Consider the following 19,113-nt stretch of genomic DNA (forward strand, 5'->3'; position numbering starts at 1 on the left):
CGATGCTGTTGCTCGACCCCACTTGCGAAACGCCCCTGGTCACCCAGATCGTCGAAGGCATCGCCCAGGCCATCGACGAGCAGCGCCTGCGCCCCGGCGCCAAGCTGCCCTCCATCCGCAGGTTCGCCCAGAGCCACGGGGTGAGCCACTTCACCGTGGTCGAGGCCTACGACCGCCTGGTGGCGCGCGGCTGCCTGAACGCCGTGCCCAACGCCGGCTTCTACGTGCGCGGCCCGGCCAGCGAGGACGCCGCCGAGGCGCCCGCGCCGGAGTTCGACTTCGACGCCCACCTGCTGCTGCACAAGGTGTTCCAGCCCCTGGGCATGGAACTGCGCCCCGGCGTCGGCCTGCTGCCCGAGCACTGGCTGGACGCCGAGGGCCTGCTGCGCGGCCTGCGCACCCTGGCCCGGGAAGAGCCGCGGCAATTCGGCAACTACGGCCACAGCAAGGGCAACCCGCGCCTGCGCGGCAAGCTCGCCGACCGCCTGGCCGACGCCGGGGTGGCCGCCAGCCCCGAGCAGGTCCTGCTGACCAGCGGCGCCAGCCAGGCCCTGGACCTGGCGGTGCGCTACCTGGTGCAGCGCGGCGACCCGGTGCTGGTGGACGAGCCCGGCTACCACAACCTGTTCCTCAACCTGCGCCTGCAGGGCGCGCAACTGCTGGGCGTGCCGCGCAGCGCCGACGGCCTGGACCTGGAGCGCCTGGAACAGCTGGTGCGCGAGTACCGGCCCAAGGTCTACTTCACCCAGGCGCGGCTGCAGAGCCCCACCGGCGCCAGCCTGTCCCTGGCCGCCAGCCACCGCCTGCTGCAACTGGCCGAGAAGTACGACTTCCTGATCGTCGAGAACGACATCTACGCCGACCTCGACCCCGCCGGCCAGCTGCTGCTGGCCAACCTCGACCAGCTGGCCCGGGTGATCTACATCGGCAGCCTGTCCAAGGTCATAGCCCCGGCGCTGCGGGTGGGCTTCATCGCCGCCCACCCGGAGCTGATCGACGAGCTGGTGCCGCTGAAGATGGTCGCCGGCCTGACCAGCTCGGAACTCACCGAGACCCTGGCCCTGGACATCCTCCTCCAGGGCCGCCAGCGCAAGCACGTGCGCCAGCTCCGCGAGCAGCTCGGCGAGGCCCACGACAGCGTGGCCCGGCGCCTGGAGGCGGCCGGCCTGGAACTGTTCCACGAACCGCGCGCCGGGCTGTTCCTCTGGGCCCGCCACCGCGCGGTGGCCGACGCCACCCTGCTGGCCGAACGGGCCAAGGAAGCGAAGATCCTGCTGTTCCCCGGCCAGTTGTTCATGCCCGACGGCCGCCACGTGCCCTGGCTGCGCTTCAACGTCGCCCATTCGCTGGACGCGCGGCTGTACGACTTCCTCGCCCGCCAGGACGGCTCTTCCTAGGGCCTGCCCGCGAATCGCGCGCAGGGCGCGCTCCTACAAGGTGACTCATTCGCGTCGATCCGGCGGATATCGCCAGGCGCCGCGCCAGCGCTTAGACTTGCCGCCCATCACGAACCAGCCAAGAGAACACCATGGGCGCCCAGTGGAAAGCCAAACATAAGGAAGCCGCCGCCAACGCCAAGGGCCGCGTCTTCGGCAAACTGTCGAAGGAAATCATGATCGCCGCGCGCAATGGCGCCGATCCGGACATGAACCCGAAACTGCGCCTGGTGGTCGAGCAGGCCAAGAAGGCCTCGATGCCGCGCGACACCCTGGAGCGCGCCATCAAGAAAGGCGCCGGCCTGCTCGACGGCGGCGCCAGCTTCGAGCGCGTGGTCTACGAAGGCTTCGCCCCGCACCGCGTGCCGGTCATCGTCGAATGCCTGACCGACAACGTGAACCGCACCGTGGCGGAAATCCGCGTGCTGTTCCGCAAGGGCCAGCTCGGCGCCTCCGGCTCGGTGGCCTGGGACTTCGACTACCTGGGCCTGGTCGAAGCGACCCCGGCCAGCAGCGATGCCGACCCGGAACTGGCCGCCATCGAGGCCGGCGCCCAGGACTTCGAGCCCGGCGAGGAAGACGGCGACACCCTGTTCCTCACCGACGCCACCGACCTGGACGCCGTCTGCCGCGCCCTGCCCGAGCACGGCTTCAACGTCGTCTCGGCCAGGCTCGGCTACAAGGCGAAGAACCCGGTGAGCCTGTCCGGCGCGGAACTGGAGGAAGTCGAAGCCTTCCTCGACGCCCTGGACGGCAACGACGACGTGCAGAACCTGTACGTCGGCCTGGCCTGACTCCACGCGCCGGGTCCCCAGGGGCGTAGGGCGTATAACCGTTCGCGGTTATACGCCGTTTCACCTTTTTCACCGCCAACGCCATGGCTGAGCCAGGCGCTCCCACCCCAGAATGCCCGGGCTCGCCCCGATCGGGGTTCGACCAAGGCCAAACGGCGGATAACGCGGAGCGTTATTCGCCCTACGCTCCCCGCCCCATCAGCACCGCCTGGCCCGCCTCGGCCTTCTCGCGGAGGAAGTCCCAGGTGGTGCGCATCCGCGCGATGTCCTTGAGCTCCGTGGGCATCAGCATCCAGAAGGTCCGCACGAACTCGATCTCGCCCGGCAGCACCGGCTGCAGCGTCGGGTCCTCCGCCGCGGCGAAGGCCGGCAGGATGGCCAGGCCGGCGCCCTCGGCCACCGCGCGCTGCTGGGCCAGGATGCTGGTGCAGCGCAGGGCCATGTGCAACGGCCGGCCGATCTCGTCCAGGTACTGCAATTCCTTGCTGTACAGCAGGTCGTCGACGTAGCCCACCAGTGCGTGCTTGCGCAGGTCGTCGCGGCTGCGGATGGGGCCGCGCTCGGCCAGGTAGTCCCTGGCCGCATACAGGCGCAGCACGTAGTCGGTCAGCCGGGTGATCAGGTAGGGCCCGCGGCCGGGGCGCTCCAGGGTGATGACGATGTCCGCCTCGTGGCGCGACAGCTGCAGCGCCCGCGGCACCGCCAGCAGGTCCACGCCCAGGTGCGGGTGGCGGCGGTTAAGTTCCACCAGCTGCGAGGTCAGTAGCGTCGAGCCATAGCCCTCGGTGGCGCCGATGCGCACCTTGCCCGAGAGGTTGTCCTCCGCCCCGGCCAGGCGCTTCTCGATCACCTTGCAGGCGCTTTCCATGGCCTCGGCCTGCGGCAACAGCCCGTGCCCGGCCTCGGTCAGGCGGTAGCCGGAGGGCTCGCGCACCAGCAGCTGCGCGCCGATGCTCTTTTCCAGCGCCTGCAGGCGCCGAGCCACCGTGGTGTGGTCGACGCCCAGGCGCCGCGCGGCCACGGTGAGCTTGCCGGCGCGGGAGAGTTCGAGGAAGAAACGCAGGTTGTCCCAGTCCATCGCCGGCTCCAGGTGTGCAAAAACGCAGAGCATGCTTGCACATCACCGCATTGAATTCATCAAAAATGCACTGCTAGGATCAACCCAACCTCCTTGAGGTACGCCCCAAGGCCCATAACAACAAACCGCCGCAGGCTGGGAGTTCCGATGAGTACCACCAATGCTGCCGTTCCCACGGTCAAACTCTTCATCGACGGCAAGCCCGTCGAATCCACCAGCAGCGAATGGCGCGAGGTGATCAACCCCGCCACCCAGGAAGTCCTGGCCCGCGTGCCCTTCGCCACCCGCGATGAAGTCGAGCGCGCCGTGGCCAGCGCCAAGGCCGCGTTCAAGACCTGGAAGAAAACCCCGATCGGCGCCCGCGCACGCATCTTCCTCAAGTACCAGCAACTGATCCGCGAGAACATGAAGGAACTGGCGGCCATCCTCACCGCCGAACAGGGCAAGACCCTGCCCGACGCCGAAGGCGACGTGTTCCGCGGCCTGGAGGTGGTCGAGCACGCCGCGGCCATCGGCAACCTGCAGTTGGGCGAGCTGGCCAACAACGTGGCCGGCGGCGTCGACACCTTCACCCTGCTGCAACCGCTGGGCGTGTGCGCCGGCATCACCCCGTTCAACTTCCCGGCGATGATCCCGCTGTGGATGTTCCCGATGGCCATCGCCACCGGCAACACCTTCGTCCTCAAGCCCTCCGAGCAGGACCCGATGGTGACCATGCGCCTGGTCGAGCTGGCCCATGAAGCCGGCATCCCGCCGGGCGTGCTGAACGTGATCCACGGCGGCCCCGACGTGGTCAACGCCATCTGCGACCACCCGGACATCAAGGCCGTGTCCTTCGTCGGTTCCACCCGCGTTGGCACCCACGTCTACAACCGCGCCTCGCTGGCCGGCAAGCGCGTGCAGTGCATGATGGGCGCCAAGAACCACGCCGTGATCCTGCCCGACGCCAACAAGGAGCAGACCCTCAACGCCATCGCCGGCGCGGCTTTCGGCGCCGCCGGGCAGCGCTGCATGGCGGTGTCCGTGGCGATCCTGGTGGGCGAGGCCAACGAGTGGATCCCGGACCTGGTGGCCAAGGCCAGGACCCTCAAGGTCAGCGGCGGCACCGAGGCCAACACCGACGTCGGCCCGCTGGTCTCCTGCGCCGCCCTGGACCGCGTCAGCGGCCTGATCGAGCGCGGCATCCAGGAAGGCGCCAAGCTGGAGCTGGACGGCCGCAACCCGCAGGTGGCCGGCTACGAGAAAGGCAACTTCGTCGCCCCGACCCTCTTCTCCGGCGTCACCGCGCAGATGAGCATCTACCGCGAGGAAATCTTCGGCCCGGTGCTCTGCGTGGTCTCGGTGAAGACCCTCGACGAGGCCATCGAGCTGATCAACGCCAACCCCAACGGCAACGGCACCGCCATCTTCACCCGCTCCGGCGCCGCCGCGCGGCACTTCAAGGAAGAGATCGACGTCGGCCAGGTGGGCGTCAACGTGCCCATCCCGGTGCCGGTGCCGCTGTTCTCCTTCACCGGCTCGCGCGGCTCCAAGCTGGGCGACCTGGGCCCCTACGGCAAGCAAGTGGTGCAGTTCTACACCCAGACCAAGACGGTCACCGAACGCTGGTTCGACGAGAACGAAGTGGGCGGCGCGGTGAACACCACCATCCACCTCAAGTAACCCCCGCAAACCCGCCCGCGCGCCCCGCCGGCCAGGCCCCGCAGCAGCAAGCTCCGGGGCCGCAGGCCACGCGCGGCGCGGGCCCTGTTCCCGACAACGACAACAAGGGGAAACCCCATGCGCATCGGTTTCATCGGACTCGGCAACATGGGCGGCCCCATGGCCGCCAACCTGCTCAAGGCCGGCTTCGACCTGAGCGTCTTCGACCTCTCCGCCGCCGCCGTGCAGGCCGCCGTGGCCCAGGGCGCCAAGGCCGTGGCCTCGCCGGCGGAACTGGCCGGCGCCGACGTGGAGGCGATCATCACCATGCTGCCGGCGGCGGCCCACGTGAAGCAGGTCTACCTCGGCGCCGACGGCCTGCTGGCGAACGTGCAGCCGGGCGTGCTGCTGATCGACTCCTCCACCATCGACCCGCACAGCGCCCGCGAGGTCTCGGCGGCGGCCCAGGCCCACGGCAACCCGATGCTCGACGCGCCGGTCTCCGGCGGCACCGCCGGCGCCGCGGCCGGCACCCTGACCTTCATGGTCGGCGGCGAGGCAGCCGACTTCGAGCACGCCAGGCCGGTATTGGCGGCCATGGGCAAGAACATCGTGCACTGCGGCGGCGCCGGCAACGGCCAGGTGGCCAAGGTGGCGAACAACCTGCTGCTGGGCATCAGCATGATAGGCGTGGCCGAAGCCATGTCCCTGGGCGTGAAGCTGGGCATGGACGCGGAGGTGCTGGCCGGCATCATCAACACCTCCAGCGGCCGCTGCTGGAGCTCGGAAGTGAACAACCCCCTCACCGGCGCGCCGGCGGCCCGCGGCTACAGCGGCGGCTTCGGCACCGACCTGATGCTCAAGGACCTGGGCCTGGCCAGCGAGGCCGCGCGCCAGGTGCGCCAGCCGGTGCTGCTCGGCGCGCTGGCGCAGCAGCTGTTCCAGGCCTTCAGCAACCAGGGCAATGGCCAGCTGGACTTCTCGGCGATCGTGAAGCTGTATCAGGAGGGGTGAGGCCAACCGCCAACCGCTCTCGTAGGAGCGAGCTTGCTCGCGAATGGAGTCAACCGGCGGTGGTGGTGCTTTGGGTTGACTCCGTACCCTCTCCCCAGCCCTCGGCTGCGCGCCCCGCCCTGAAGGGAGAGGGGGCTTGTCCGTACTGGCTGAAAGCATGGCTTCAACCGGACGCCGTAATAGTCGGCTAACTCCGAAATACCCGAACACTCCGAACGGTCCCCTCTCCCTTCAGGGAGAGGGTTAGGGAGAGGGCGCTCTTCAGCACAGGCACACGCCCCAGCCGGCAAGCACCGTTCGCGAGCAAGCTCGCTCCTACAAAAGCTCCCCCTCCCCCACTCTGCGAAATTTCATACCCCACCTTTCCATTGAGCCCCTACAAACCCCGCCGGTAGGCTCTGCCCGTCACGGTCACTGCCGTGACACGGGTGTAGCAACCTGTAGAGTCAGAGCGCGGTAGCCCCTTGCCTTCCCATGCACGGTGCTTTTCCCGCCAGCCCCTCAAGGGCACTCATGGCGGGCCGCTCGGGGCAGGCTTCGGCCTGGCCGGCTCTCTGGCTCCGGTTTGCTACCCCCGAGCGGCCCGCCTCCCTTTCCGGAGGGCGGTTCCTCACCCACTCGAGGAGCAATGGACATGCCACTTCCGGCCAACCGCGTGCATCGCCCTGCTGCCTCTCACCCGGAGGCAGACGATGCCTGACATGATCCCCCTCACCACCCTCTCCCAACCCCACGAGGACGTTCTCTACGTCAACCTCCAGGCCCCGGTGGAGCACCTGATGGGCACCGCCGAGCGCCGCCTGGAATCCCTCAGCGTGCTGCTGCGCCTGCTGGAGGACAGCGCCGACGAAATGCCCATGCCTGCCGGGGTGGCGCGCCTGTCCGCCAGCCTCGCGCCGCTGCTGGAGGAAGCGCGGCAGCTGTACGAGCTGGCGGAGCGCAAGGCCCGGCAGGAGCAGGCCGGCGCCTGAGCCCCCGGCGGAGGGCGCCGCGCCCTCCGCCTGCCCCGCGCCACCAGGCGGGCATCTCGGCTATGATGCGCGCACCCCCGCGTACCCGCCTGGAAGCCCCCGCATGATCCTCCGCCCGCAAACCCCGACGCTCTGGGTGCTGCTGTTCTCCCTCAAGGGTTCGATCATCCCGGCCATCTGGCGCAAGGTGCTCTACACGGTGCTGCTCAGCTCGCTGGTGGTGGCCACCCACGGCACCCTCTACCACTACAAGGTGGTGCTCACCTCCACGCCCTTCACCCTCTGGGGCCTGACCCTGGCGATCTTCCTGGGCTTCCGCAACAACGTGGCCTACCAGCGCTTCTGGGAGGCGCGCACGCTCTGGGGCGAGCTGCTGGTCGTCTCGCGCAACCTGGCGCGGCAGAGCCTGTCGCTGCTGCCCGGCCTGGACGATGCCGGGCGCCGCCTGCTGGCCCGGCACCTGGCCGCCTTCGCCTACGTGCTGCGCGACCAGTTGCGCGAGCGCCCGCAAAGCGAGGACGCCCGCCGCCTGCTCGGCAGCGAACTGGCCGACGCCCTGGCCCGCGCGCCCGGCCCGGCCAACGCCCTGCTCGCCCGCCTGGGCCGCGACTTCGCCGAGGCCGGCCGGCGCGCCGGCGCCAGCGACATGCTGCAGGCCAACGTCGACCAGCAGGTCAGCCGCCTGTCCTACGTGCTCGGCGGCTGCGAGCGGATCAAGGGCACGCCCATCCCCTACCCCTACATCCTCATGCTGCACCGCATCGTCCACGTGTACTGCTTCCTGCTGCCGTTCTGCCTGGTCGACAGCATCGGCTGGTTCACCCCGCTGGCGGTGTGCGTGCTGGCCTACACCTTCTTCGGCCTGGACGCCCTGGGCGACCAGATCGCCGACCCGTTCGACACCCAGCCCAACGACCTGCCGCTGGACGCCATGAGCCGCCACCTGGAGATCGCCGTCATGGAGATCCTCGGCGATGCCGAGTTGCCGGCTCCGCTGGAGCCGGTCGACGGCCTGCTGCTCTGACCTTCGAGGAACCACCCATGAACCACCTGCAAGACGTCCCCCTGGCCAAGGCCTACCTGCTGCTCAACCACGGCCCCTCCACCCTGGTCACCAGCGAGCACGCGGGCGTGGCCAACGTAATGGCGGCGGCCTGGGTGATGCCACTGGACTTCGACCCGCCCAAGCTGCTGCTGGTGCTGGACCGCAACACCTGGTCGCGGCACCTGGTGGAAGGCGCCGGCACCTTCGTCATCCAGCTGCCGTCGCGGCGCCAGGCCGAACTGACCCTGGCGGTGGGCTCCAGCAACGGCGGCGAGCTGGACAAGTTCGCCCGCTACGACATCGCCCACGGCCGCGCCCGCCAGGTGCAGGCGCCCGTCGTCGAGGGCTGCCTGGCCTACCTGGAATGCAAGGTGATCGCCGAGCCGCACAACCAGGAGAAATACGACCTGTTCATCGCCGAGGTGGTGGCGGCCTATGCGGACGAGCGGGTGTTCTCGAAGGGGCGCTGGCATTTCCCCGACGAGGAGTCGCGGACCATTCATTACCAGGCCGGCGGGGCTTTCTTTGCGACGGGGGAGGCGTTTCAGGTGGTCAAGGCTGAGGCTTGAAGCAAGAGCCCCTCTCCCTAACCCTCTCCCTGAAGGGAGAGGGGACTGTCCTCTGCCAATCGAAGCATCAGCGCACTCCTGCCTCTAGGCTGACACCTGACTACCCGTACATGCCGAACGGCCCCCTCTCCCTCTGGGAGAGGGCTGGGGTGAGGGCAAGCGCGCTCAAACCCCACACCCAGGCTACCCCCGCACCGCCCCCGAAACCACCCGCCCCCGCAAACTCACCCAACACCCCGGCGCCCCATCCCCCACGCTCATCGCCAGGTCGTGCAGCCGCGCCACTGCCGCCACCAGGCTCAGCCCCAGGCCGTTGCCCGGCGTGTGGCGGCTGCGCTCGGAGCGGTAGAAGCGCCGCAGCACCGCCTCGCGCTCGTGCTCCGGAATCCCCGGCCCGTCGTCGCGCACCTGCACCTCCACCCACTCCTCGCCCGCTTCCACCCGCACCTCGACGCTCCCCTCGGCCGGGGTGAACTTCAGGGCGTTGTCCACCAGGTTGCTCAGGGCATCGAACAGCAGGTGCGCGTCGCCCTGTAGCCAGGCCGGCTGCGCCGGGCCGCTGTAGCTCAGGTGCAGGCCGCGCTCCTCGGCCAGGGGCTCGAACAGCTCGACCACGTCGGCCGCCACCTGGGTCAGGTCCACCGCGACGAAGCCGGTGCGCCGCGCGCTGTCCTCGATCTCGGAGATGCGCAGCAGCGCGCGGAAGGTCAGCAGCAGGCCGTGGGCGTCCTCGATGGCCTGGTCGATGGCGGCGGCGTACTCCTGCTGGCTGCAGTCGCGCCGCTGGGCGCGCTCAAGCCCCGCCAGCAGGCGGGTGAGCGGCGTGCGCAGGTCGTGGGCGACGTCGTCGCAGACGCCCTTCACCTCGTGCATCAGCCGCTCGATCTCGTCGAGCATGCGGTTCACTACCACCGCCAGGCGGTCGACGTCGTCGGAGCTGCCGCGCACCGGCAGGCGCTCGCTGAGGTCGCCCTTGACGATGCGCTCGATGGCCCCGGTCACCGCGTCCAGGCGCTGCTGCGAGGTGCGCCCGGCGATGATCGCGCCGGCCAGGCCGAGGATGAGGATCAGCACCCCGCCGGAAGCCATGGCGCTGACCAGCAGCTCGTCGAATTCCAGCAGGTCCTGGATGTCCTGGCCGATCACCAGCACCTCGCCCGAGGGCATGCGGTGGACGATGCCGCGCACGCGCCGCTCGCCGCCGGAGAGGCTGCGCCGGCTGAACTCGATGGGCCTGTCCAGCACCTGGGTCGGCGGCTGCTCGGCGAGGGTGCCGGCCAGGCGCCGGCCGCTGGCGTCGAACAGCGCCTGGGGGAAGTGCTGCTCGGGGTCCTTGGCGGCGTGCTCCTGCACCTCGCGCAGCAGCTCGGGCAGCTCCAGGCCGGCGCGGTTGTGGACCTGCCGCGTCAGGTTGGCCTGCACCTCGGCGCGCAGGTAGCCGGCGGTGCGCCAGTACACGTAGCCGAACAGCGCCAGCGAGGCCACGCCGAACAGCAGCAGGAACAGCAGCGCCACGCGGAAGCTGGTGGTGCGCGGAATCTCACTCAGGCGCCCGGAGAACATAGCCCGCCCCCCGCACGGTGTGGATCATCGGCGGCTCGCCGTCCACGTCGACCTTGCGCCGCAGGCGGCCGATGTGCACCTCGATGACATTGGTGCGCTCGTCGTAGCGGTAGTTCCAAACCGCCTCGAAGAGCATGGTGCGGGTGACGATCTGCCCGGCGTGGCGCGCCAGGTATTCCAGCAGCTGGTACTCGCGCGGCACCAGGTCGATCTGCCGCTCGCCGCGGCGTACCGAGCGGCGCAGCAGGTCGATGTCCAGGTTGCCGATGCGCAGCCGGCTGTCGCGCGCCTCGCCGCCACGCGCGGCCCGGCGGGTCAGGGCGTCCAGGCGGGCGGTCAGCTCGATGAACTCGAAGGGCTTGGTCAGGTAGTCGTCGCCGCCGGCGCGCAGGCCGCGCACGCGCTCGTCGAGGTCGGACAAGGCGCTGAGGATCAGCACCGGCGTCTCCACCCCGGCCGAGCGCAGCGCGGTGAGCATGGCCAGGCCGTCCATGCCGCCGGGCAGCATGCGGTCCAGGACGATCACCGCGAAGCTCTCGCTCAGGGCCCGCACCAGGCCGTCGCGGCCGTTGCCGACCAGGCTGACCTGGTAGCCGTGGTCGTGCAGCGCGGCGCCGATCTCGGCGGCGGTGGCGGGGTCGTCTTCGACGACGAGAACCTGGGTCATGGGCAGCGATCCGTGGCGGCGGCGGGAAGTGTCCGGCAGTATATTTCGCCAGGTGCGGGCGAACGCCAGCCTCGCGCCAAGATGAACAAAAGTTTAGGTGCGCCCTTGAGAATCCTGGTCATCGAAGACGAACCGCAGGCCGCCGGCTACCTGGTGCGCGGCCTGCGCGAGAGCGGGCACATAGTCGACGCCGCGGGCGATGGCGTCCACGGCCTGGACCTGGCCCTGGAAAACCTCTACGACGCCCTGGTGCTGGACCGCCGCCTGCCCGGCCTGGACGGCCTGGAACTGGTGCGCCGGCTGCGCGCCGCGGGCTCCGACACGCCGGTGCTGATGCTCAGCGCCCTGGCCTCCACCCACCACCGCGTGGAGGGCCTGCAGGCCGGCTGCGACGACTACCTGGCCAAGCCCTACGCCTTCGTCGAGGTGCACGCGCGCCTGGCCGCGCTGCTGCGCCGCCCCGGCCGCCAACTGCTCGGCGCGCGCCTGCAGGTCGGCGACCTGCTGCTGGACTGCGAGGGCCGCGTGGCCCAGCGCCAGGGCCGCAGCATGGTGCTGCAGCAGCGCGAATTCCTGATCCTGGAAAAACTCATGCGCCACGCCGGCCAGGTGGTGACCCGCGGCATGCTGCTGGAAAGCGCCTGGGACTACGACTTCGACCCGCGCGACAACGTCATCGACAAGCACATCCACCGCCTGCGGCAAAAGGTCGACCAGGGCTTCGAGCACCCGCTGATCCACACCGTGCCGGGCGCCGGCTACATGCTCAGCGAGACGCCGCCGGAATAGGGGTAACCGCGCGCCGGATTCACCAATCCGTAGGCCGCATGACCGTTCGCGGTTATCCGGGGCGCCCGGCGTGGCCGGAGAATCCAATCGCGGACGGAGTCCGCTCCTACGACCGTGCTTCCTGGAACCGTAGGAGCGGACCTTGTCCGCGATAGCCGGGCGTCCCGGCGCGTTTCGCGGATGAGATCCGCGCCTACGGGTTGCCTCACGCGCCGAGCCCCTGTAGGAGCGCGCCCTGCGCGCGAAATCGCGGGCAGGGCCCGCTCCTACGGGGTTCCAAGGCTGGGGCAAGCCAATCCCCCTACCCCACCTAAATTTTTATTCAGCTTGGGAAGAACCGCCCGGTAGCTGCCCGGCGCTAGGCTCGTCCTCCACAGCAGCCCGCAGCGCGCGGGACGCAGAAGGACGTAGCCCATGCCCCCATCCACCGCCGGCGCCCTGCCCCGGCTGGCCGCCGCCCTCTCCCTGGCCCTGCTCGGGGCCTGTTCGCTGGTGCCGCCGTACCAGCGGCCCGGCGTCCCCGTCGCCAGCCACTGGGACAACGCCGCCGCCCCCGGTGCCCAGGTGCCGCAACAGTGGTGGAAGGACTACGCCAGCACCGAGCTGGACCAGCTGATACAGCGCGCCGGCAGCGACAGCCTGAGCCTGCAGGCGGCCATCGCGCGGGTCGACCAGGCCCGGGCCAATGCCCGGGTCGCCGAGGCCGCGCTCTACCCGGACCTGAGCCTGGGCGGCAGCTACGTCCACGACCATGACAGCAGCAAGAACGCCCACGACCTCTACGCCCAGGCCAGCTACGAGCTGGACTTCTGGGGCCGCAACCGCGCCCTGGCCGATTCCGCGACCGCGCAGGCCCAGGCCACGGCCTACGACCTGGAGACGGTGCGCATCGGCCTGCAGGCGGACATCGCCGACGCCTACTTCCAGGTGCTCTCGCTGGACGAGCGCCTGGCCGTGGCCCGGCGCATCGCCAGCGACGCCGGGAACATCCTGCAACTGGTGCAGACGCAGTCGCGCCTGGGCTCTTCCTCGGACCTCGAGGTGGAACAGCAGCGCAACGCCCTGCAGAACTTCCAGGCCAACGTCAGCGTCCTGGCCCGGCAGCGCGATGCCGCGCTCTACCAGCTGGCGGTACTGGTGGGCGCCGCACCCGAAGGCTTCGCCCTGCAGCACCGCGGCCTGGACGGCATCCAGCTGCCCGAGGCGCGCGCCGGGCTGCCGGCCAGCCTGCTGGGCCAGCGCCCGGACATCCAGGCCGCCGAGGCGCGGCTGCTGGCGGCCAACTTCGACGTCGGCGCGGCGCGGGCGGCCTTCCTGCCGAACATTTCCCTGGGCGCCCTCGCCGGCAGCGACGTGCGCACCGGCGGCGGGCTCTGGCAACTGGCCGCCAGCCTCGGCCAGCCGCTGTTCGACGGCGGCCTGCTGGAGGGCCAGCTGCAGGCCGACCGCGCCCACGCCCGCGAGCTGGTCGCCGACTACCGGCAGAACGTGCTCCAGGCCCTGCAGGACGTGGAGACGCAGCTCAGCGCCAACGCCCGCCTGGCGCAGACCCAACGCCTCGACCAGGCCGCCGTGGACTCGGCGCGCAAGGCCGCCGACCTGGCCCAGGTGCGCTACCGCCTGGGCAGCACCGACTTCCTCACCCTGCTGACCGTGCAACGCACCCTGTACCAGGCCGAAGACAGCCTGTTGCAGGTGCGCCTGCAACGCCTGCAGGCCTCCGTAGGGCTGAACCGCGCCCTCGGCGGCGGCTTCCAGGCACCGCAGGCCCAGCTGGCCAGCAACCCACCTCCCGCACAGGCGACCCGACCGTGAGCCCGTCCCCCGCATCCTCCCGGCGCCGCTACTGGCGCCTGGCATTCCTCTTCCTGGCCGTGGCGCTGGCCGCCTTCGCCTGGCGCCATTTCGAGGCCGCCAAGACGGCCAGGCCAGCCGAGGCGCCGGTGCCGGTCAGCCTGGGCGTGGCCGACCAGCGCGACCTGCCGATCTGGCTGCAGACCATCGGCACGGTGCAGGCGCTGAACGCGGTGGACATCAAGGTGCGGGTGGATGGCGAGCTGCAGCAACTGCACTTCCAGGAGGGCCAGATGGTCAAGGCCGGGCAGTTGCTCGCCGAGATCGACCCGCGCCCCTATGCCGCCCAGGTGCTGCAGGCCAAGGCCAACAAGGCGCGCGACGAGGCGCAGCTGGCGGTGGCCAAGGTCAACCTCGAGCGCGCCGGCAAGCTGGCTGCCGCCCATGCCGGGCCGAGCCAGGACGTGGACACTCTGCGCGGCCAGGTGGCCACCCTGCAGGCCACGATCCAGGCCGACCAGGCGGCGCTGGACAGCGCCCAGCTGCAGCTCGGCTACACCCGCATCGCCGCGCCCTTCGCCGGGCGCACCGGGCAGCGCCTGGTGGACGCCGGCAGCATCGTCCACGCCGGCGACAACACCGGCCTGCTGACCCTCACCCAGATGGCGCCCATCTCCCTGGCCTTCAGCCTGCCCCAGGAGGACCTGGCCGACGTGCTGCAGGCCAGCGCCGGGCAGGCGCTGCAGGTCGAGGCGCTGAGCCGCGACGGCCGCCAGCACATCGCCACCGGCCGGCTGAGCTTCATCGACAGCCAGGTCTCCACCGGCAACGGGCAGATCCTGTTCAAGGCCGACTTCGACAACGCCGACGGCAAGCTCTGGCCCGGCGAACTGCTCAGCGTGCGCCTGCTGCTGCGCACCGAGAAGGCCGCCACCGTGGTGCCGGCCAGCGCCGTGCAGCAGGGGCCGCAGGGCAGCTTCGTGTACGTGGTCGGGCGCGACCAGCAGGCCCGGGTGCGCGAGGTGAAGGCCGGCGCCGTGGTCGACGGCCTGCAGTGGATCCACCAGGGCCTGGCGCCCGGCGAGACCGTGGTCACCGGCGGCCAGTACCGCCTGGCCCCGGGGCTGAAGGTCGCGGCCCTGGCCGACGCCCGCCAGACCGCCAGCGCGGGGCAGCGGCCATGACGCTCTCCGAGCCCTTCATCCGCCGCCGGGTGGCCACCACCCTGCTGGCCCTGGGCGTGCTGCTGCTCGGCGGCGCCGCCTACTTCCTGCTGCCGGTGGCGCCGCTGCCGCAGGTGGACATGCCGACCATCCAGGTCCAGGCCAAGCTGCCCGGGGCCAGCGCCGAGACCATGGCCTCGTCGGTGGCCACGCCGCTGGAGCGGGCCTTCGCCAGCGTCCCCGGGGTCACCCAGATGACCTCCTCCAGCTCGCTGGGGCTGACGCAGATCACCCTGCAGTTCGGCCTGGAGCGCAACATCGACGGCGCCGCCCAGGACGTGCAGACGGCGATCAACGCCGCCGGCGGCAACCTGCCGAAGAACCTGCCGGCGCCGCCGACCTTCCACAAGGTCAACCCGGCGGAGTTCACCTTCCTGTCCCTGGCCCTGACCTCGCCGACCCGCACCCTGCCGGAGCTGGACCACTACGCCGACGACTACCTCGGCCAGCAGCTGTCGCAGATCCCCGGCGTCGGCCTGGTGGACTTCCACGGCGAGCAGCGCCCGGCGGTGCGCGTGCGCATCGACCCCGACGCCCTGGCCGCCCGCGGCCTGACCCTGGACGACGTGCGCGGCGTGCTGGGCAGCGCCACGGTGGACGCGCCCAAGGGCAACCTCGACGGCGCCGAGCGGGCCATCACCCTGGACACCACCGACCAGCTCACCCGCGCCGCGCAGTACGGTTCGCTGGTGATCGCCTACCGCAACGGCGTGCCGATCCGCATCAGCGACCTGGGCACGGTGATCGACGGCGCCGAGGACGTGCGCCAGGCCGCCGGCCTGCAGGGCCGGCCGACGGTGATCGTCGACATCCACAAGCAGCCCGGCTACAACGTGCTGGCGGTGACCCAGGCGATCAAGGACCGCCTGCCCTCGCTGCTGCTGCAGCTGCCGCGCGACGTGCAGGTGCACCTGGTGGGCGACCGCACCCAGACCATCGACGCCTCCATCGACGAGGTGCAGTTCAACCTGCTGCTGTCCATCGCCCTGGTGGTGGCGGTGGTCTTCGTGTTCCTGCGCAACGTCAGCGCCACGGTGATCCCGGCGCTGACCATCCCGCTGTCGCTGGTGGCCACCTTCGCGGTGATGTACGTGCTGGGCTACAGCCTGGACAACCTGTCGATCATGGCCCTGAGCATCGCCGTGGGCTTCGTGGTGGACGACGCCATCGTGGTCATGGAGAACATCATCCGCCACCTGGAGATGCACAAGCCGCCGCTGCAGGCGGCCATCGAGGGCACCGCCGAGGTGGCCTTCACCATCGTTTCCATGACCGTTTCGCTGGTGGCGGTGTTCATCCCCATCCTGTTCATGGGCGGGGTGATCGGCCGCCTGCTGCGCGAATTCGCGGTGACCGTGAGCGTGGCGGTGGTGATGTCCGGGGTGGTCTCGCTGACGGTCACGCCGATGCTCTGCGCCTGGTTCATCCGCCACGACCTGCACGGCGTGCGGAACCGCTTCCTGCAGTGGAGCGAGCGCACCTTCGAGGCCCTGCTCGACGGCTACCGGCGCAGCCTGCGGCGGGTGCTGCGGCACGAGCGCCTGACCCTGGCCGTGGCCCTGCTCACCCTGCTGGTCACCGCCGTGCTCTACGTCGAGGTGCCCAAGGGCTTCTTCCCGCAGCAGGACACCGGGGTGATCATGGGCGTGGCCGAGGCCAACGCGGACGTTTCCTTCGCCGCCATGCGCGAACGCATGGCCGCGCTCAGCGAGGTGGTCCGGCGCGACCCGGACGTGGCCAACGTCTACTACTGGATCGGCCCCAACCCCACCCTCAGCCAGGGCCGGGTGATGATCAACCTCAAGCCCTACGAGCAGCGCGCGGCCAAGGCCGACCAGGTGGTGGCGCGGCTCAAGCGCGAGCTGGCCGCGGTGCCGGGCATCGCCCTGTACATGCAGGTGCGCCAGGACGTGCAGATCGGCGGCCGGCCGAGCAAGACGCAGTTCCAGTACACCCTGCAGGACCCGGACAGCCACGAGCTGGACCACTGGGCCGGCGTGCTGCTGGCGCGCCTGAAGCAGCTGCCGCAGCTGCGCGACGTGGCCACCGACCAGCAGCAGGCGGCGCCGCGCGCCACCCTGCACATCGACCGCGACAGCGCCGCGCGCCTGGGCGTGAACGTGCAGGCCATCGACGACGTGCTCTACGACGCCTTCGGCCAGCGCCAGGTGGCGACCCTGTTCACCGCGCTGGACCAGTACCACGTGATCCTCGAACTGGACCCGCGCTGGCAGGTTTCAGAGGAAAGCCTCAGGCACCTCTATGCGCGCTCCAGCCTGACCGGCGACCTGGTGCCGCTGAGCGTGCTCGGCCGCCTGGAGCCGGACCTGGCGCCCATCACCATCAACCACCAGGGGCTGTTCCCGGCGGTCACCCTGTCGTTCAACCTGGCGCCGGGCTATGCGCTGGGCGATGCGGTGAGCGCCATCAACCAGGCCACCCGCCAGGCCGGCCTGCCGGACAGCGTCAGCGGCACCTTCCAGGGCACCGCCCAGGCCTTCCAGGATTCGCTGCGCAGCCAGCCGTGGCTGATCCTGGCGGCGGTGGTGACGGTGTACATCGTCCTCGGCGTGCTCTACGAGAGCCCGCTGCTGCCGCTGTCGATCCTCTCCACCCTGCCCTCGGCCGGCCTCGGCGCGCTGCTGGCCCTGCTGCTGTGCGGCCAGGACCTGTCGCTGATGGGGATGATCGGCATCATCCTGCTGATCGGCATCGTCAAGAAGAACGCCATCATGATGATCGACTTCGCCCTGGTGGCCGAACGCGGCGGCATGACGCCGGAGCAGGCGACCATCGAGGGCAGCACCCTGCGCTTCCGGCCGATCCTCATGACCACCCTGGCGGCGCTGTTCGGCGCCCTGCCGCTGGCCCTGGGCACCGGCTCCGGCGCCGAGCTGCGCCAGCCGCTGGGCATCGCCATCGTCGGCGGCCTGCTGGTGTCGCAGGTGCTGACGCTGTACACCACGCCGGTGATCTACCTGTGGTTCTCGCGCCTGGCCGCCGGCTTCCGCGCCTGGCGCCAGGCCCGCGGCGGCCTGCTGGCGCCGCAGCAGCGCTGAGCGTACTCAGGCGGCCGTCTCGAAGCTCCAGTACGGTTTCGACGAGCCCAGTGCCGCCGCCGGCAAGGCCCACTGCAACGGCGTGCCTTCCAGCAGCAGTGGCGGGCGCAGGCGCTGCGCCGGGCCCCAGGCGGTGGTCTCGATGGCCGGGCCGAGATCGGCCGGTGCCTCTTCGGCCAGGGCCGGCAAGGCGTCGGCCCGCATCCCCTGCTCCACCAGGAACTGCGCGGTGCGCGCCAGCGACAGGCGCCAGGTGCTGCCGCGCCCGCTGCCCAGGCGCCGGCCCAGGCCACAGAGCGCGGCGGCGGCCATCAGGTAGCCGGTGGCGTGGTCCAGGGCCTGCACCGGCAGCGGCACCGGCTTGTCGGCCTGGCGCCAGCGCATGCCGGCCTCGGCGATGCCGGTGCTCATCTGCACCAGGCTGTCGAAGCCCCGTCGATTGCGCCAGGGGCCGCTCCAGCCGTAGGCGTTCAGGCTCACGTCGACCAGCCCCGGCGCCAGGTCCTGGCGCACTTCGGCGTCGAAGCCGAGGTTCTCCAGGGCGTCGCCGCGGTAGCCGTGGATCAGCACGTCGGTGTGGCGCAGCAGTTCCTCGAAGCGCTCGCGCCCGGGCAGGTCCTTCAGGTCCAGGCGCGCGCAGCGCTTGCCCAGGCAGACCTCGGGGATCACCCCCGGCTCGTCCCAGCCCGGCGGGTCGATGCGCAGCACCTCGGCGCCCAGGCCGGCGAGGAAGCGGCTGGCCACCGGCCCGGCGAGCACCCGGGTGAGGTCCAGCACCCGCACCCCGGCCAGCGGCCGGTCCGCCGCCAGCGCCCAGGCCGGCGCGGGGGCGATGGCCTGCTCCTGGCTCCAGACCAGGTCCTGCTCCGCCAGGGCCTGGCCCTGGGGGTGCGCCTTCCATTCGTCGATGGAGCGCATCTCCGCGGCGCAACCGCCGGTGGCCACCACCGCGTGCTCCAGCTCGGCCTTGCTCCAGGTGGCGACGCGGGCCGCCGCCTCTTCGCGGCTGGCCACCGGCCCCAGCACGCGCACGACCGCGGCGCGGTGGTGCGAGGCGTTGGTGTGCAGGCGGATCCAGCCGTCGCGGGTGGCGTAGTCGCCGGCGATGTCGCCCCACATGGGCGGCAGCGCCCAGCCCTGGGGCCGCAGCGTCCAGGCGAACCAGAAGGACGCCAGGCGGCGGTCCACCTGCAGCGCCCCCGGCGCCTGGCCGGCGCGCTTCAGCAAGGCCGCGGTGGCCAGGCCGGCAGCGGCGATGGAGGCACTGGCGAGGTCGGTGACGGCGAAGGTCGAGGGCAGCCCGCCCTCGGCCTGGAAGGACAGGGGCGCGGGCAGGGCCGCGTTCTCTTCCAGGGCCTGCCACAGGGCCCTGGTCATCTGGCTGGCGAGCATGCTGCACCTCGATCGAAGGAGTCCATGAAACGGACCCGCCAGGCAACCTTAGCCCGCCCGCCGCGCCGCCGCGAGCCG

At 70.8% G+C, this 19,113-nt stretch carries 15 protein-coding genes; 11 read left to right on the plus strand and 4 right to left on the minus strand.

What is annotated here, in order from left to right:
• Positions 1–2: 2 nt before the first annotated feature.
• Together CHC02_RS10005 and CHC02_RS10010 are read left to right on the plus strand one after the other, a co-directional pair.
• Positions 3–1,397 (plus strand): aminotransferase-like domain-containing protein, encoded by a 1,395-nt coding sequence (locus CHC02_RS10005; protein ID WP_089391323.1) that lies wholly within the window; start codon positions 3–5, stop codon positions 1,395–1,397.
• Positions 1,398–1,528: 131 nt separating this feature from the next.
• Positions 1,529–2,230, plus strand: coding sequence for a YebC/PmpR family DNA-binding transcriptional regulator (locus CHC02_RS10010; RefSeq protein ID WP_089391324.1), 702 nt, complete (start codon positions 1,529–1,531; stop codon positions 2,228–2,230).
• Between the two features lie 181 nt (positions 2,231–2,411).
• Here the strand turns inward: CHC02_RS10010 and CHC02_RS10015 are convergent, their stop codons facing one another.
• On the minus strand, positions 2,412–3,308 hold the full coding sequence (locus CHC02_RS10015) for a LysR family transcriptional regulator (RefSeq protein ID WP_089391325.1): 897 nt from the start codon (positions 3,306–3,308) through the stop codon (positions 2,412–2,414).
• A 147-nt stretch (positions 3,309–3,455) separates the two neighbouring features.
• On the opposite strand from CHC02_RS10015, the gene CHC02_RS10020 reads away from it, so the two are divergent.
• The 5 genes from CHC02_RS10020 (at position 3,456) to CHC02_RS10040 (ending at position 8,548) form a co-directional block, all read left to right on the plus strand.
• The gene (locus CHC02_RS10020; protein WP_089391326.1) at positions 3,456–4,970 is read left to right on the plus strand and encodes a CoA-acylating methylmalonate-semialdehyde dehydrogenase; all 1,515 of its coding nucleotides are present in this window, start codon (positions 3,456–3,458) and stop codon (positions 4,968–4,970) included.
• 117 nt (positions 4,971–5,087) lie between these two features.
• Positions 5,088–5,963: a 3-hydroxyisobutyrate dehydrogenase gene (gene mmsB / locus CHC02_RS10025; RefSeq protein ID WP_089391327.1), complete on the plus strand. Its 876-nt coding sequence runs from the start codon at positions 5,088–5,090 to the stop codon at positions 5,961–5,963.
• Positions 5,964–6,655: 692 nt separating this feature from the next.
• Positions 6,656–6,934 (plus strand): hypothetical protein, encoded by a 279-nt coding sequence (locus tag CHC02_RS10030; RefSeq protein WP_089391328.1) that lies wholly within the window; start codon positions 6,656–6,658, stop codon positions 6,932–6,934.
• A 103-nt stretch (positions 6,935–7,037) separates the two neighbouring features.
• Complete coding sequence (locus CHC02_RS10035; protein ID WP_089391329.1) at positions 7,038–7,958, plus strand: bestrophin family protein; 921 nt, start codon at positions 7,038–7,040, stop codon at positions 7,956–7,958.
• Between the two features lie 17 nt (positions 7,959–7,975).
• Positions 7,976–8,548, plus strand: coding sequence for a flavin reductase family protein (locus CHC02_RS10040; RefSeq protein WP_089391330.1), 573 nt, complete (start codon positions 7,976–7,978; stop codon positions 8,546–8,548).
• A 183-nt stretch (positions 8,549–8,731) separates the two neighbouring features.
• On the opposite strand, the gene CHC02_RS10045 is transcribed toward CHC02_RS10040, so the two are convergent.
• Positions 8,732–10,111 (minus strand): sensor histidine kinase, encoded by a 1,380-nt coding sequence (locus CHC02_RS10045; protein WP_089391331.1) that lies wholly within the window; start codon positions 10,109–10,111, stop codon positions 8,732–8,734.
• A complete protein-coding gene (locus CHC02_RS10050) occupies positions 10,089–10,778 on the minus strand; it encodes a response regulator transcription factor (RefSeq protein WP_089391332.1) in 690 nt (229 codons plus the stop codon). Before CHC02_RS10050 ends, CHC02_RS10045 begins: the two co-directional genes overlap by 23 nt.
• A gap of 105 nt (positions 10,779–10,883) precedes the next feature.
• Here CHC02_RS10050 and CHC02_RS10055 point away from each other — a divergent pair, with 105 nt between their 5' ends.
• The 4 genes from CHC02_RS10055 (at position 10,884) to CHC02_RS10070 (ending at position 17,643) form a co-directional block, all read left to right on the plus strand.
• Positions 10,884–11,567, plus strand: coding sequence for a response regulator transcription factor (locus tag CHC02_RS10055; protein ID WP_089391333.1), 684 nt, complete (start codon positions 10,884–10,886; stop codon positions 11,565–11,567).
• Between the two features lie 414 nt (positions 11,568–11,981).
• Entirely contained in the window at positions 11,982–13,382 is a 1,401-nt protein-coding gene (locus CHC02_RS10060; protein ID WP_089391334.1) for an efflux transporter outer membrane subunit, read from the plus strand.
• Complete coding sequence (locus CHC02_RS10065) at positions 13,379–14,545, plus strand: efflux RND transporter periplasmic adaptor subunit (protein WP_089391335.1); 1,167 nt, start codon at positions 13,379–13,381, stop codon at positions 14,543–14,545. Before CHC02_RS10060 ends, CHC02_RS10065 begins: the two co-directional genes overlap by 4 nt.
• Positions 14,542–17,643 (plus strand): efflux RND transporter permease subunit, encoded by a 3,102-nt coding sequence (locus tag CHC02_RS10070; protein WP_089391336.1) that lies wholly within the window; start codon positions 14,542–14,544, stop codon positions 17,641–17,643. The genes CHC02_RS10065 and CHC02_RS10070 overlap by 4 nt, the downstream gene beginning before the upstream one ends.
• Before the next feature lie 6 nt (positions 17,644–17,649).
• On the opposite strand, the gene CHC02_RS10075 is transcribed toward CHC02_RS10070, so the two are convergent.
• Entirely contained in the window at positions 17,650–19,035 is a 1,386-nt protein-coding gene (locus CHC02_RS10075; RefSeq protein ID WP_425262403.1) for a CoA transferase, read from the minus strand.
• Positions 19,036–19,113: the final 78 nt, after the last annotated feature.

The sequence above is a fragment of the Pseudomonas delhiensis genome (assembly GCF_900187975.1).
Taxonomy (GTDB): Bacteria; Pseudomonadota; Gammaproteobacteria; order Pseudomonadales; family Pseudomonadaceae; genus Pseudomonas; species Pseudomonas delhiensis.